The following is a 15,796-nucleotide window of genomic DNA, read 5'->3' as shown; positions in this document are numbered from 1 at the left end:
AATTTATTGTTAAAAATTACAATCACAGGGGCACTTGCCTACTCTATCAGGCTGTTTTTGTGAGGTATCTCATAGAAGAATCGGGTCAGCAGAACATTCAAATTACAAAGTCGCAACACAAAATGCCCGTTTGCGAAAAAGACGCCGCAAACGGGCAGAAGATTAGATAAGGGAACGGCTTTCAAGCGCCTCGGTAAGGATCGCATCCTCACGCAGGATACGCCATGCGGCTTGAACCTCGGCAGGAAAATCCACATGGACGATAAAGCCACGCCCCGCCGGTCCATAGCCGTTGATGTCGTCCCACAAGCGCGGAAGCTCGCCCAGCAGCAGCGAAACATAGCGTTCGACCGGCCAAAGCCCCTCGTGTCCGCCGCTGAACGTCAGGCCGTTATCGCTGTTTTGCAGAACGGGCGTCAGGCCGGGGTGGCTGATGAATAGCGGGGCCGCCGGTTCGTCCCGACATACGTGGGCAAAGGTCGCCATGGTTCGGCGCTGCATGGTGGGGTCCTGTACCACCAGCACACGTTCAGGCGTCAGCCCCGTCTGTTTGATCCGCTCCCAGCTGAAGCGGGCATTCTCTCCGCAATTGGTAGACTGGTCTTCCACCAGGATGCGCTCGGGCGGTATGGACCAGACCTCCCGGGCGATGTCAGCCAGGATTGCCGCCTCCGCGCGCCCGGTGGTGGGAATGCGGTTATAGCGCGGGTGGCGCGCAATGGCAGCATATAAAAAGGTGGTGGAGTGTCCGATACCACCGCTTATCAGCAGCGGGATACCCTGTTCCGACGCCACCCTGCACGCCGCATCGATAGTCGGGATCACCGCGTTGCCCGCGAGAATAACCAAATCGACGGGCGCATTGGGTTGCACCTCATCCTGCGCCAGCCAGCGTCCTGCGACGTTAGCGGCATTCAGGGTTGCCTCGGGTAAACAAGGAAAAAGTGCCAGTGTCATTGTTACCTCCTCACAGCAGTTAGGTTCAGCGTACCGTACTCGTCAGTCCTGAAAAGGAGATCACTCCGAATCCCGGCGTGTCCGTACCCTTTCATTTTGTCACCTTTCAACCCAACCTAAAATGTCTGATAATCATATTCACTTGAATTATGATTTACGGCAGACGTAGAATCATTAGCCCACTAACTATTCAACAATTTCAAAGGTAAACGACGCTATGCGCCTGCCCCAGCGCGACCCTTATGCTCCTCGCGAGTGGCAGCCACACGAAAAACCCGCCCTGCTGGGTTCCCCTTCAACGCCGGAACACAGCACACCGAAACGGATCGCCTATGGCGTGGTGGGGTTGCTGGTCTGCCTGACGGGCGCACTCGGCAACGCGGTCGTTACCGCCAACCTGCAAAATTTACAGGGCACGTTTGGCGCCTGGTCAACCGAAATTGCCTGGCTGCCTGCCGTGTACGTCATGACCAACGTCTCCATTAACCTGCTGCTGGTGAAATTCCGTCAGCAGTACGGTTTGCGGGCCTTCACCGAAGGGTTTCTGGTGCTGTATGTGCTGGTGACCTTTTTCCACCTCTTCGTTAACGATCTTAGCTCCGCGCTGATGGTCCGCGCCGCGCACGGGATGGTGGCAGCGGCGCTGAGTTCGCTCGGCATCTATTACCAGATCCAGGCCTGGCCCGCGAAGCATCGCCTGAAAGCACTCACCATCGGCATCACCGGATCGTCACTGGCCATTCCCCTAGCGCGGTTGTTTTCCACCGAACTGTTGCAGCTTGATGAGTGGCGCGGGCTGTACTTTTTCGAGCTTGGCCTGGCGCTGATCTCGCTGGCCTGCGTGATGGCGCTGAAACTCCCGCCGGGAGATCGGCGCAAGGTGTTTGAAAAGAAAGATTTCCTCACCTTCTTTCTGCTGGCTCCGGGCATGGCGTTGCTGTGCGCGGTGCTCTCGCTGGGCCGCCTGTACTGGTGGTTTGAAGCGCCGTGGATTGGCTGGTCGCTGGCGTTATCGCTGGTGCTGGTGGTCTCGGCAATCGTATTTGAGCATAACCGCAGCAACCCTCTGCTCAACACCCGCTGGCTCTCGAGCGGCAGTATTTTACGCCTTGGGCTGATCATGCTGCTGATCCGCATCGTGCTGGCGGAGCAGAACACCGGCGTCATCGGCTGGCTGCAGTACGTCGGGTTACAGAACGAACAGATGACTCACCTGGCGTGGGCCATTTTTGCCGGTATCGTCTGCGGCATCGTCACCAGCTGCCTGACGATTAAACCCACGAAGCTGGCCTGGCCGATCGTCACGTCGCTGGTGTTAATGATTATCGCCTCGCTGCTGGACAGCCAGTCGAACAACCTGACCCGACCGGATCAACTGATGTTCAGCCAGTTCCTGCTGGGTTTTGGCAGCGCCTTCTTCCTTGCCCCGGCCATGCTGGCGGGCATCGGCGGGGTTATCGCCGACCCGCGCAACCTGGTGAGCTTCTCGGTGCTGTTTGGTATGAGCCAGAACGTCGGGGGCCTGCTGGGTTCAGCCATACTCGGCACCTTCCAGACCTGGCGCGAAAAGTATCACTCCAGCCTGCTGGCCGATCAGCTCACCACCCTCAATCCGCTGGTCAACGAGCGCATTCAGGCCTATACCCAACTGTATAAAAGCCTGATCGGTGACAGCGCGCTGCTGAGCACGCAGGCCATTACCCAGCTCCAGACGGTGACCACGCTTGAGGCGAATATTCTGGCTTACAATGATACCTACCTGCTGACGGCAAGCATCGCGGCCGCCACGCTGGTGTGGATTTTATGGCGCTTGCTGCGTCTGCGCATCACTGCCCAAATGGCGTTAAAAAATGCCACCGGCAACAAATAATGGATACGAGTCAATGACGTTTTGGGAGTTGTTATGAGTCAGCAGGATGCCGCTAAAGAGCAGGCCAATACCCGCAAAAATGTGCGCATAGTGTCTGTTTTCACCGCTGCGGCAATCGGTATTGTCGGGGTGCTGGTGATCCTTTATGCGTGGCAGCTTCCGCCGTTTACGCGCCACGCCCAGTTTACCGACAACGCCTACGTCCGGGGGCAGACCACCTTTATCAGTCCGCAGGTCAATGGCTATATCACGGACGTGAGAGTTAAAGATTTCGATAAGGTCAAAAAGGGTGACCTGCTGCTGCAAATCGATGACCGTATCTATCGCCAGCGCGTCCATCAGGCCGAAGCGCAGCTGGCAATGAAGATAGCCGCGCTGAACAACAACCTGCAACAGCGCAAAAGCGCGGAAGCGGTAATCGTCAAAAACGATGCGGCCCTGAAAAATGCCCGCGCGCAGAACCTGAAAAATCAGGCGGATTTAAAACGCGTAAAAGATCTGACGGCAGACGGGTCGCTCTCTGTGCGCGAGCGCGACGCGGCGCTGGCGAGTGCTGCTCAGGGCAGCGCTGACATCGAACAGGCGAAAGCCACGCTTGAGATGTCGCGTCAGGATCTGCAGACGGTCATCGTGAATCGCGGCTCGCTGGAAGCCGATGTCGAGAACGCTAAAGCCGCGCTGGAACTGGCGCAGATTGACCTGCAAAACACCCGTATCGTGGCCCCGCGCGATGGCCAGCTCGGCCAGATCGCCGTCCGTCTGGGGGCTTATGTCACCGCAGGCACCCACCTCACCACGCTGGTCCCGCCGCAGCACTGGGTTATCGCGAATATAAAAGAGACGCAGTTGGCCAATCTGCGCGTCGGACAGCCAGTCACGTTCACCGTGGATGCGCTGAACGATAAGGCCTATCAGGGCCGCGTTGAGAGTATCTCTCCGGCGACGGGGGTGGAGTTCAGCGCCATCACGCCGGACAACGCCACGGGTAACTTCGTCAAAATCGCCCAGCGTATTCCGGTGCGCATTGAGGTGCTGGGTGACCCGGAAGCGTCTGCGCTACTGCGCCCCGGCATGTCGGTGCAGGTCACGATTGATACCCGGGAGGCGAAGCCATGATCCTTCGCCCGCTGGTCGGTTTACTCATAGCCGCCCTGCTTGGCGGCTGCCAGTCCGTCGACGTTAAGCCCGCGCAATCGACGCTGCACATTCCTGCGCAATGGCGCGCGGCGACCGGCCCGGGCAGTGCGGCAGAACAGCTGTGGTGGCGAAATTTTCACGACAACTACCTGAACCGCTACGTCGATCTGGCGCTGGAAAATAATAGCGACGTGCTGATTGCCCGCGAGCGGATTAACGAATATCAGGCGCGGGTGTATGCCGCCGACGGTAGCCTGTTTCCCTCCCTGGATGCGAGCGTGACGGGCACCCGCGCACGCTCCCAGTCTGCTGCTACCGGGCTTCCGGTATACGGCTCCCTGTACAAAGGCAGCCTGACCGCCAGCTACGATGTGGATATCTGGGGAGTGAACCGCAGCACCGCCAACGCCGCAGAGGCATCGCTGGAGGCGCAAAAAGCCGCCGCCGCCGCCGCAGACCTGAGCGTCGCCTCATCGGTGGCCTCCGGCTATGTCACCCTGCTCTCTCTGGATTCACAGCTTCAGGTGACGCAGTCGACGCTTAAATCCCGCGAAGAGGCATTCAACCTCGCCCGGCGTCAGTTTGAAACCGGCTACAGTTCGCGGCTGGAGCTGATGCAATCCGATTCCGAACTGCGCGCCACGCGCGCGCAGGTGCCGTTGATTAAGCACCAGATTGCACAGCAGGAGAACGCGTTGAGCGTGCTGCTCGGCACGCAGCCCGGCGAGGTGGCGCGCAGCGAGAGTTTCGATGTCCTTACGCCACTGAAGTTGCCATCACAGCTCCCTTCCACGCTCCTCAACCGTCGCCCGGATATCGTCCAGGCAGAGCGGGCGCTGGTTGCTTCAGATGCCACGCTCGCGGCCTCCCGCGCCAGCCTGCTGCCGTCGTTCAACCTGACGGCAACCGGATCGGTACAGGATCGCACGCTGTCGGGGCTGCTGGACAATCCGCTCCAGCTCTGGAGCGCTGGCGGGAGCATTCTTGCGCCGCTGCTGAACCGCCAGGCGCTGAATGCGCAGGTGGACATTTCACAATCCCAGCGCAATCAGGCGCTGTACACCTATGAAAAGACCGTACGTAACGCGTTCGTGGAGGTTAACGATAGCCTCGACGCCATTACGCGCTATCAGGAACAACTGACGGAACTGCTGGCTCAGCAGGCGGTTTCTCAGGAGACGCTGCGCATCGCGCAAAATCGCTATCGCAACGGCTACTCCTCTTATCTGGACGTCCTCGACGCACAGCGCACGCTCTATTCGGTGCAAACTAACGTGGTGCAGGTGAAAAATAACCTGCTGCTGGCGCAGATTGATCTGTATAAGGCGCTCGGCGGAGGATGGCGCAGTCAGTGACGACGTGCCGGGTGGCGGCTGCGCCTTACCCGGCCTACGGGCTTTATTAACCTGAGGTGTCATTATGCAAAAACAGTGGTCTGCGGTTGATCGTTACATGATTTCTTCGCTTATTCCCCAGGATGACGTGCTCCGGCAGGTGCTGGATAACAACATTCGCGCCGGTTTACCCGAACACGACGTAGCGGCCAATCAGGGGCAGTTGCTGGCGCTGTTTGTCCGCATGACGCAGGCGCAGCGCATCCTTGAAATCGGCACGCTCGGTGCATACAGCGCCATCTGGATGGCACGCGCCCTGCCGCCGGATGGAAAGTTGATTACGCTTGAGGCCGATCCCACACACGCCCGCGTGGCACGCCAGAATATTCAGCTTGCAGGGCTTGAGGATCGCATAGAGCTGATTGAAGGCCCGGCGCTCCGTTCCCTGGAAAACCTGGGCGATATTCCCCCTTTCGATCTGATCTTTATCGACGCCGATAAACCCAATAACCCTGGCTATCTTGAGTGGGCGCTGCACTATGCCCGTCCGGGGACGCTGATTGTGGGTGATAACGTGGTGCGCGACGGCGAGGTCATCAATGGGCAGAGCGATGACGCCCGCGTGCAAGGGGTACGGCGGTTTATTGAGATGATTGGCGACAACCCACGCCTTACCGCTACTGCGTTGCAAACCGTCGGGGTGAAAGGCTGGGATGGGTTTACGCTGGCTATGGTGAATGGGTGAGCGTTATGCGGGATGATGCCCTCACCCTGGAGGAAGAGGCTCAAAAGCGGAAATCCGCGCGATTGGCTCCCTCTCCCTATGGGAGAGGGTTGGGGTGAGGGGAAACATACGGCTCCGGAGCCCGACGCCCCCAAACCGCTAATGTTTACGCCGAAATCTGCTCCATGGCCTGCAAAATACGCTTGTCCGAGATCGGATACGGTGTCCCCAGCTGTTGCGCGAAGAAGCTGACGCGCAGCTCCTCGATCATCCAGCGGATCTCCTGCACGTCCTCATTATTCCGGCGTGCCGGGGGCAGTTTATTCAGCCACTGCTGCCACGCCTGCTGGACGCTTTCCACTTTCAGCATCTGGGCACGATCGCGGTGCGGGTCGACGGCCATTTTCTCCAGGCGCTTTTCAATCGCATTGAGATAACGCAGCGTGTCGCCAAGGCGCCTGAAGCCGTTGCCGGTCACAAAACCACGGTACACCAGCCCCGCCATCTGTGCCTTCACGTCTGACAGCCCCAGCGCCATGGTCATGTCCACCCGGCCCTTCAGACGCTTGTTGATGTTAAACACCGCCGTCAGGATCTGCTCGACCTGTTTAGCAATCTCTACCACGGTATCGTTCAGCTCGGCGCGCACTTTTTCGTGCAGCCGGGCAAACGCCTCTTCCGTCCAGACCGGGCCGCCCGCCTCGTTGATCAGCTTGTCCACACCGCAGGAGATGCAGTCGTCAATCAAATCCAGCACCTTGCCGTACGGGTTAAAGTACAGCCCCAGCTTGGCCTTGTTCGGCAACTTCTCGTGCAGGTACTTGATAGGCGACGGGATGTTCAGCAGCAGCAGGCGGCGCAGACCGCGCCACATCATCTGCTGCTGTTCCTGCGGATTATCAAACAGCTTGATGGCAACGCTGTCACGTTCATCCACCAGCGCCGGCCAGGCCTTCACCTTGTAGTTGCCGCGCTTCTGCTCATAGCTTTCCGGAAGCTGACCAAAGCTCCAGATATGCAGCCCGCTCTGCTCGATACCGTCGTCGGCAACCGCCGAGAGCGTCTCCTGAACTTTGCCTTTTAGCGCCTCTTTCAGCGCCGTCAGAGAGCGACCTTCCTGCAGTTTTCGGTTTTTCTCATCCACGACACGGAAGCTGACTTTCAGGTGCTCGGGCACCTGATCCCAGTTCCAGTCTTCCCGGTCGATGGTGGTGCCGGTCATGCGCCGGAATTCGCGCTCCAGCGAATCCAGCAGCGGCAGTTCCAGCGGCGTGACGCGGCCTAAAAATGCCTCGGCGTAGTTTGGCGCAGGCACAAAATTGCGTCGCACCGGTTTCGGCAGCGATTTGATCAGCGCAATCACCAGCTCGCGGCGCAGCCCGGGGATTTGCCACTCAAAACCGCTCTCTTCTACCTGGTTTAGCAGCGGCAGCGGGATGTGAACGGTGACGCCATCCGCATCCGTGCCCGGCTCAAACTGGTAAGTTAAGCGCAGCTTCAGGTTACCCTGATGCCAGAAGTTCGGGTAATCGAGCTTGCTGACCGATTCCGCCCCCTCTTTGATGAGCATGCTCTTTTCAAAGTTGAGCAGGTCCGGCGTCTCTTTACTCGCCTTTTTCCACCAGCTGTCGAAGTGGCGGGCAGAAATCACGTCGTGGCTGATACGCTGATCGTAAAACTCAAACAGCGCCTCGTCGTCCACCAGAATGTCGCGGCGACGCGATTTATGCTCCAGTTCTTCCACTTCGGCGCGCAGTTTCAGGTTTTCGCGGAAGAACGCATGGCGCGTCTGCCAGTCGCCTTCCACCAGCGCATGACGGATAAACAGCTCACGGCTCAGGGCCGGGTCGATTTGACTGTAGTTCACCTTACGCGCCGCCACAATCGGCAGCCCGTAAACCGTCACTTTTTCCGTTGCCATTACCGCGCCCTGCGCCCGCTCCCAGTGGGGTTCACTGTATGAGCGTTTCAGCAGGTGCTGAGCCAGAGGTTCAACCCATTCCGGATCGATGCGCGCGGCAATACGTCCCCACAGACGGCTGGTTTCAACCAGTTCCGCCACCATGGTCCATTTCGGCGGTTTCTTGAATAAACCGGAACCCGGGAAGATGGAGAAGCGCGCATTGCGTGCGCCGGTAAATTCCTGTTTATCCGCATCCTTCATCCCGATGTGAGACAACAGGCCGGTCAGCAGCGCGATATGAATCTCGCGGTACTCCGCCGGTTCACTGTTAACCGGGATGCCTAACTCTTTCACCACCTGACGCAGTTGGGTGTAGATATCCTGCCACTCGCGTACCCGCAGATAGTTCAGGAAATCCACGCGGCACTGGCGGCGGAACTGGTTCGATGAGAGCGCTTTTTGCTGCTCACCCAGGTAGTTCCACAGGTTCACGAAGGCGAGGAAATCGGACTCTTTATCGTGGAAGCGGCGATGTTTTTCGTCAGACGCCTGCTGTTTGTCCATCGGACGCTCGCGCGGATCCTGAATAGAGAGCGCCGACGTAATGATCATCGCCTCGCGCACGCAGCCGTGCTTCTGCGCCTCCAGCACCATACGCGCCAGACGCGGGTCGACCGGCAGCTGGCTCAGCTGACGCCCCAGCGGGGTCAGTTTGTATGCGGTGGCCTGTTCATCGGTGGTGATTGCCCCTAGCTCTTCAAGCAGGCGCACACCGTCCTGAATGTTGCGTTTATCCGGCGCCTCAACAAACGGAAACGCAGCGATATCGCCCAGCCCCAGTGCCGTCATCTGGAGGATAACGGAGGCCAGGTTGGTACGCAGAATTTCCGGATCGGTAAATTCCGGACGCGACAGGAAATCGTCTTCGGAGTAGAGACGAATACAGATCCCCTCGGAGACGCGGCCGCAGCGCCCTTTACGCTGGTTGGCGGAGGCCTGTGAAATTGGCTCAATCGGCAGACGCTGGACCTTGGTGCGATAGCTGTAGCGGCTGATACGCGCCGTGCCCGGATCGATAACGTACTTGATGCCCGGTACGGTGAGCGAGGTTTCCGCCACGTTGGTTGCCAGCACGATGCGACGCCCGCTATGCGCCTGGAACACACGGTTTTGCTCGCTGTTCGACAGACGGGCATACAGCGGCAGGATCTCGGTATGGCGCAGATCGCGCTTGCTCAGCGCATCGGCGGTATCGCGGATTTCGCGCTCGCCGCTCATAAAGATCAGGATATCGCCCGCGCTTTCATTACCCAGCTCGTCAACGGCGTCGAAAATCGCCTGCAGCTGGTCGCGTTCGGTATCGTCTGCCTCTTCTACAATCGGGCGATAACGCACTTCAACCGGGTACGTCCGACCCGACACTTCAATAATTGGCGCATTGCTGAAGTGCTTCGAGAAGCGCTCCGGATCGATGGTCGCGGAGGTGATGATAATTTTCAGGTCCGGGCGACGCGGCAGCAGCTCTTTCAGGTAGCCGAGCAGGAAGTCGATGTTAAGGCTACGCTCGTGCGCTTCGTCAATGATGATGGTGTCGTACTGCATCAGCAGCCGGTCCTGCTGGATCTCGGCCAGCAGGATACCGTCGGTCATCAGCTTCACCATGGTGTTGTCGCTGACGTGATCGCTGAATCGCACCTTGTAGCCGATGCAGCCACCCGGCTCGGTCTGTAACTCCTCGGCAATACGGTTCGCTACGGTCCGTGCCGCCAGACGGCGCGGCTGGGTGTGGCCGATCAGCCCTTTAACCCCGCGACCCAGCTCCATACAAATTTTCGGCAACTGGGTGGTTTTACCGGAGCCGGTTTCGCCCGCCACAATCACCACCTGGTGATCGCGCACGGCCTCAAGGATGTCCTGTTTTTTCTGGCTGACGGGCAGGTTTTCCGGGTAGGTGATTGCCGGGCGTGCGGCTTCGCGCAGCACAACTTTCCCTGCCGCCTGGTCAATCTCTTTAGCCATCTCCTGGTAAATGGCCTGTTGTGCATCAGGATTTTTAACCTTCTTGACCCCGTGCAGACGGCGGGCAAAACGCTGCTTATCGCGCAGCATGAGTGAATCAAGCTGTTGCAGGAGCATCGGGAAGGTTAATTTTTGTTGTTCTGTCATAGCGTTAACGGGCAGTGCACTGCCGGATAAAATCTCTTTTTAATGATTGATATAGAGTACCACATCAGCGCTTTTCGCGCCTTATTCAAAAATTTCGAACATAGACTTCGATATATTGCGCTATCCCTGTGGCAGGATTGTGAATAAAGTGTCAACAAGCAACGGGGCAACCCCCTTCAATCAAATACAAAACAGGAATCACCCATGAGCAAAGTATTAGTGTTGAAATCCAGTATTCTGGCAGGGTACTCACAGTCTGGTCAGCTTTCCGACTACTTCGTTGAACAATGGCGTGAGCAGCACTCCGCCGACGAAATCACCGTTCGCGACCTGGCCGCTAACCCTGTTCCTGTCCTCGACGGTGAGCTGGTTGGCGCACTGCGCCCAAGCGATGCCCCGCTGACGCCACGTCAGCAGGAAGCCCTGGCGCTGTCCGATGAACTGATTGCTGAACTGCAGGCGCACGACGTTATCGTCATCAACGCCCCAATGTACAACTTCAACATTCCAACCCAGCTGAAGAACTACTTCGACCTGGTGGCGCGTGCGGGCGTAACCTTCCGTTACACCGAAAATGGTCCAGAAGGCCTGGTGAAAGGCAAGCGTGCCATCGTGCTCTCCAGCCGTGGCGGCATCCACAAAGATACCCCAACTGACCTGGTTGCACCGTATCTGACCCTGTTCCTCGGCTTCATCGGCATCACCGACGTGAACTTCGTGTTCGCTGAAGGTATCGCGTACGGTCCGGAAGTGGCGACCAAAGCGCAGTCGGATGCGAAAGCCGCTATCGACAGCCTGGTAACAGCCTAAGTATTCCCCCTCTCACCGCCCGGTGGGAGGGTTTTTCTTTTTCCCCGCATTTCGTTATCATCCGCTCCCACTCTTAAGCCGGGCAGCCTGATGTCTGTAATTATCGATACCTTTATTGCCCCACCGTGTACGCAAGACATTGAGATCCTCTGGCAGGACGACGATCTTATTGTGATCAACAAGCCCAGCGGGCTGCTGAGCCTGTCGGGGAAGAACCCGCAGAATCTCGACTCGGTGCATTACCGTCTGGTCCAGACGTTCCCCGGCTGCACGCTGGTGCATCGCCTGGATTTCGGCACATCCGGCATTATGGTGATTGCGCGAAACAAAGCGATCAACGCGGCGCTGTGCCATCAGTTCAGCCAGCGCGCCGTAAGCAAAGCGTACACCGCCCTGCTCTGCGGACACGTTAAGGACGACGAAGGGATAATCGATGCCCCAATTGCCAAAGACCCGGCCCTGTTCCCGTTAATGTCTATTTGCGCCATCAGCGGCAAACCGGCCCGCTCCCGCTTTCGGGTAGTGGAGCGTATTGATAAGGGTAAGGAACTGCCGTTAACGCGCGTCGAACTGATTCCGGAAACCGGGCGAACCCACCAGCTACGCATTCACTGCCAGCAGCTGGGGCACCCTATTCTGGGCTGCGATTTATACGGTGGGCTTGAAATGCCGGGGGCTGAAGGGACGCCGCGTTTGATGTTGCACGCCAGCGGGCTGGATTTCGTGCATCCGGTGAGCGGAGAGGCGATCAACGCCCGTCACGCTGCACCGTTTTGACAGGTATTTACCACATCAAATCATCAGGAATTTTAAAGTCAGCATACGGATCGTTTTCATCCTGCTCTTCCTGACTCAGCGCGCTGTTTAACACAATGCTCTCGGCATCGCGCTGGGCGATTTTGTCCGCCACCACCGCCGGGATAATTGCATATTCGCAGTCACCGTTGGCATTGATGACCAGACGCGCAATCGCCAGTCGACCGTTAATAAGCTGGGCCTGGGTTTGCTTATCCACCTCAATCTTTTTAATCAGATTGCCGTCGGTGAAGTTAAAGGTGATGTTGCCCTTTGACACGGTGATGCGGTTCATCTCGATCAGCTGCTTCACCTGCGCCTTAAACTCTTTTGCCAGCACAGCCTGTTTCTGCTGTTCGCTAAGCTGCTTGTCACGCTCAAGCTGCGCCTTTTTGTTCTCTTCCACTGCTTCTCTGGCCTCACGAGCCTGTACGCGTGACTTCTTCGCCGTACGCTGAACCTTAGCCATCTTCTTGCTTGATACCAGACCCGCTTTCAGCATCTGCTCTTGTAGGGTGAGTTTTGTCATTTTCGTTTCTAAACCGGTTGTAAATTTTGGTGATTATATCTGGAATCCGCCGGGCTGTGCCAGCGACACGGTTTGGCGTGAATGAAGAACCCTCATGTTGCAGTGAAATTAAGTCACTTCCCCTCGTCTCGTCGCTCAGGCATAAATTATGCATTGTTAACGAATCAGCAACATGAACACTCAGGATACAAACCACGATGAGCCAGGCTTTTACCTTTACGCTTAAGCGCAGTTGCTTTGATGAAAATTATAACCCTTCAGAAAACACGCGCACGACGACCAACTTTGCCAATCTGGCACGCGGGGAGAAACGTCAGGAAAATTTGCGTAATACTCTCGTGATGATTAACAACCGTTTCAATGCGTTAGCCCACTGGGATAACCCCAACGCGGATCGCTACGCCGTGGAACTTGAGATCATTTCAGCCGACCTGAACATTGCTGAAGAAGGTAGCCATGCCACCTTCCCGGCCATTGAAATCCTGAAAACCTATATCGTTGATAAAAAAACCAACGAACGCCTCGACGGGATCGTTGGAAACAACTTCTCTTCCTACGTGCGGGACTATGATTTCAGCGTCGTACTGCCCGAGCACAATGCAAACCGGGCGGCGTTCAGCCTTCCCGAGGACTTTGGCGTGCTGCATGGGAATCTGTTTAAAAGCTTTGTCAATTCAGGCGTCTATAAACAGAATTTCAAAAAAGCGCCAGTGATTTGCTTAAGCGTTTCCAGCAAAGACACCTATCAACGCACCGGAAATCAGCATCCGGTACTGGGGATAGAGTATCGCCCGAACGGCACCTCGCTGACCGAGCAATACTTCGGGAAAATGGGATTACAGGTGCGTTATTTCATGCCTGAAAACAGCGTCGCGCCGTTTGCCTTCTATTTCTCCGGCGATTTGCTCCGTGATTACACCGACCTGGAACTGATCGGCACCATCAGCACGATGGAAACCTTCCAGAAAATTTATCGCCCGGAGATATACAACGCCAACTCGGCGGCGGGGCAATGCTATCAGCCCGATCTGAACCAGCAGGATCACTCCTTGACCAAAATTGTTTACGACCGGGAAGAACGCAGTCATTTAGCGGTTGAACAGGGTAAGTTCACGCAAGAGCACTTTATTAAGCCCTACAAACACATACTCGAGCAGTGGTCTGATTGCTACGCGCTTTAATACATCGTCACCAAAGGTCTTTTATTATGAAAACATTGCTCCCGACGTCCACGGCAGGCAGCTTACCTAAACCGTCATGGCTTGCCCAACCCGAGACGCTGTGGTCCCCCTGGAAATTGCAGGATGAAGAATTAATTGCCGGTAAACGCGATGCGCTGCGTTTATCCCTCGACGATCAGATCCGCGCGGGCATTGATATTGTCAGCGACGGCGAACAGACCCGTCAGCACTTTGTCACCACGTTTATTGAGCATCTCAGCGGCGTTGATTTTGAAAACCGTCAGACGGTACGCATTCGTAACCGTTACGACGCCAGCGTACCCACCGTGGTTGATGCCGTCGCGCGTCAGAAACCGGTGTTCGTAGACGACGCGAAGTACCTGCGCCAGCTGACGGACAAACCGATTAAATGGGCGCTGCCAGGCCCAATGACGATGATCGACACGCTCTATGACGCACATTACAAAAGCCGTGAAAAGCTGGCGTGGGAATTCGCCAAAATCCTCAATCAGGAAGCGAGGGAGCTGGAGGCTGCGGGCGTCGATATCATCCAGTTTGACGAGCCAGCCTTTAACGTCTTCTTTGATGAGGTCAACGACTGGGGTATCGCCGCGCTGGAACGCGCCATTGAAGGGCTTAAGTGCGAAACCGCGGTACACATTTGCTACGGTTATGGCATCAAGGCCAACACCGACTGGAAGAAAACGCTGGGTTCAGAGTGGCGGCAATATGAAGAAGCCTTTCCGAAGCTGCAAACGTCTAACATCGACATCATCTCCCTCGAGTGCCATAACTCGCGCGTGCCGATGGATCTGCTGGAGCTGATCCGCGGTAAAAAGGTGATGGTCGGGGCAATTGACGTGGCGACAAATCACGTCGAAACGCCGGAGGAAGTAGCCGATACGCTGCGCAAAGCGCTGCAGTTTGTCGATGCCGATAAGCTCTACCCGTCGACCAACTGCGGCATGGCTCCGTTGCCCCACAAGGTCGCACAAGGTAAATTGCAGGCATTGAGCGCTGGGGCGGAAATCATCCGCCAGGAAATTCTGAAAAAATAGCCTAAACGACTTAATAGCGATAGGCCAGATCACGTCTGGCCTTCTGATCCTCAACAACAATCTTTAGGTTTCACCGTCGCTATTTTGGCATTAACCGGAATGTTATGACTTTCCAGGCCAGGCACTTGTCCCTGGAGATCAAAATCGAGCACGACATCTTTGGCAAAGAAGAGACAATGCGTCGAGCCACCGAAATGGAACATACCCAGCTCATCGCCTTTATGCACGTACTGCCCTTCGTAAACCCGGATATCACAGGTGGACACTTCCGCCATGCCAACAGCCATAAAACAGAGTAGACCGATATCTTTGTTATCTGCCTCGATAAAAATTAATCCACGGGTAGCCACCTCGGTAATATAACCCTGTGACGCATTCGGACCCGCATCGTCCCGTCCCTGAGATAACGCTTCGGAATAATACGTGCCATCTATAATTTTCGTTTTGACGATGCGTCCGGATACTGGCGCATGCCAGCGGTGATAGCTAAGGGCACTCAGGAACGCCTGATAGATTGTTCCACCGACAAAATGCTCGGCCAGTTCGTCATGATCAAGCATGTAATTCAACGCATAGGGTTGTGCTTTAAGCCAGAATTTGTCCACCGGTTGGACATCTGTGGCCAGACGGTAAGGCGCGGATTCACAGGCATTGATGATGACGTTGTCATCTTCTGGGGAAGCTACGGGACGAACCCCTTCCCTGAAACGACGCGTGAAAAAGTCATCCCAGGATGTAAAACCATAGTGTGGTCTGGTTGGGTCGCATTGAAAATCATCAATGAAAGTGGGCATGGCTTTGCGGGCACGCTCGCCAAACCAGCCAGTTTCAGGATCATCATTCAGGACCCGCACACTTTCAGCTGACTGCAGGAACACGGCCCATTCATTGAGGATTTTTTTCAGGTGCGCGTTAATTTTATCATTCAGGAATGCGCTCCAGCCATTTTCAGTAGCCATAGACCAGTTAAAAATGGCGTTAAAAGGGAATCCAACTAATCCGCTCTCATCGAATTCCGGAGCGTGTGTCATGATAATGTTCATTAATAGAAGCATATGTTCATAATCCCTAACCTGCGGTACGTTCATCGGTGAATGGGTCAGACGATGAGGAACCTCTTCGAACATTTCATTGAAATGCATGAAAATAACGGGATCGCTTTCGATAAAATCTTTAAACTCCTGAATAACCGGCAGTAAAGGTCGTTCAGTCACCGCTTCTTCTTTCATGATTTTATTGAGCCAGAATGCCAATGTATTTTCATCAGACGGCATCCATTTGCCCGTAATATATGTGTTCTTCGCTGGTAAAATATGTGCTTTCATACGATCC

Annotated in this window: 12 protein-coding genes; 8 read left to right on the top strand and 4 right to left on the bottom strand. The window is 56.0% G+C overall.

The window, feature by feature from the left end; genetic code table 11:
- Positions 1–162: 162 nt before the first annotated feature.
- Positions 163–957, bottom strand: coding sequence for a YdcF family protein (locus tag QLG21_RS10730; RefSeq protein ID WP_282484356.1), 795 nt, complete (start codon positions 955–957; stop codon positions 163–165).
- A gap of 223 nt (positions 958–1,180) precedes the next feature.
- Here QLG21_RS10730 and QLG21_RS10725 point away from each other — a divergent pair, with 223 nt between their 5' ends.
- From QLG21_RS10725 to QLG21_RS10710, 4 genes are all read left to right on the top strand, one after another.
- Positions 1,181–2,827 carry an MFS transporter gene (locus QLG21_RS10725; protein WP_236347144.1) on the top strand — a complete coding sequence of 549 codons (1,647 nt, stop codon included), beginning with the start codon at positions 1,181–1,183 and terminating at the stop codon, positions 2,825–2,827.
- A gap of 33 nt (positions 2,828–2,860) precedes the next feature.
- Entirely contained in the window at positions 2,861–3,943 is a 1,083-nt protein-coding gene (locus tag QLG21_RS10720; RefSeq protein WP_282484355.1) for an HlyD family secretion protein, read from the top strand.
- Positions 3,940–5,319: an efflux transporter outer membrane subunit gene (locus QLG21_RS10715; RefSeq protein WP_282484354.1), complete on the top strand. Its 1,380-nt coding sequence runs from the start codon at positions 3,940–3,942 to the stop codon at positions 5,317–5,319. The genes QLG21_RS10720 and QLG21_RS10715 overlap by 4 nt, the downstream gene beginning before the upstream one ends.
- A 64-nt stretch (positions 5,320–5,383) precedes the next feature.
- A complete protein-coding gene (locus tag QLG21_RS10710; RefSeq protein ID WP_137848566.1) occupies positions 5,384–6,043 on the top strand; it encodes an O-methyltransferase in 660 nt (219 codons plus the stop codon).
- Positions 6,044–6,188: 145 nt separating this feature from the next.
- Here the strand turns inward: QLG21_RS10710 and hrpA are convergent, their stop codons facing one another.
- On the bottom strand, positions 6,189–10,091 hold the full coding sequence (gene hrpA / locus QLG21_RS10705) for an ATP-dependent RNA helicase HrpA (RefSeq protein WP_282484353.1): 3,903 nt from the start codon (positions 10,089–10,091) through the stop codon (positions 6,189–6,191).
- Between the two features lie 204 nt (positions 10,092–10,295).
- Between hrpA and azoR the strand changes: the two genes are divergently transcribed.
- Together azoR and QLG21_RS10695 are read left to right on the top strand one after the other, a co-directional pair.
- The gene (gene azoR / locus QLG21_RS10700) at positions 10,296–10,901 is read left to right on the top strand and encodes an FMN-dependent NADH-azoreductase (RefSeq protein WP_006175119.1); all 606 of its coding nucleotides are present in this window, start codon (positions 10,296–10,298) and stop codon (positions 10,899–10,901) included.
- Between the two features lie 90 nt (positions 10,902–10,991).
- Positions 10,992–11,678, top strand: coding sequence for an RluA family pseudouridine synthase (locus tag QLG21_RS10695; protein WP_137272135.1), 687 nt, complete (start codon positions 10,992–10,994; stop codon positions 11,676–11,678).
- A gap of 7 nt (positions 11,679–11,685) precedes the next feature.
- Here QLG21_RS10695 and QLG21_RS10690 read toward each other — a convergent pair whose 3' ends face one another.
- On the bottom strand, positions 11,686–12,225 hold the full coding sequence (locus QLG21_RS10690; protein ID WP_137848563.1) for a DUF2058 domain-containing protein: 540 nt from the start codon (positions 12,223–12,225) through the stop codon (positions 11,686–11,688).
- A 197-nt stretch (positions 12,226–12,422) separates the two neighbouring features.
- Between QLG21_RS10690 and QLG21_RS10685 the strand changes: the two genes are divergently transcribed.
- Positions 12,423–13,406, top strand: a complete 984-nt coding sequence (locus tag QLG21_RS10685) for a DUF1852 domain-containing protein (protein ID WP_006175108.1) — start codon at positions 12,423–12,425, stop codon at positions 13,404–13,406.
- Between the two features lie 26 nt (positions 13,407–13,432).
- Entirely contained in the window at positions 13,433–14,464 is a 1,032-nt protein-coding gene (locus tag QLG21_RS10680) for a methionine synthase (RefSeq protein ID WP_058608840.1), read from the top strand.
- A gap of 50 nt (positions 14,465–14,514) precedes the next feature.
- On the opposite strand, the gene QLG21_RS10675 is transcribed toward QLG21_RS10680, so the two are convergent.
- Positions 14,515–15,789, bottom strand: coding sequence for a phosphatidylserine decarboxylase family protein (locus QLG21_RS10675; protein ID WP_282484352.1), 1,275 nt, complete (start codon positions 15,787–15,789; stop codon positions 14,515–14,517).
- Positions 15,790–15,796: the final 7 nt, after the last annotated feature.

This window comes from Enterobacter sp. V87_3 (assembly GCF_029967835.1).
Taxonomy (GTDB): Bacteria; Pseudomonadota; Gammaproteobacteria; order Enterobacterales; family Enterobacteriaceae; genus Enterobacter; species Enterobacter cancerogenus.
This window is presented reverse-complemented; position numbering and strand designations above follow the sequence as displayed.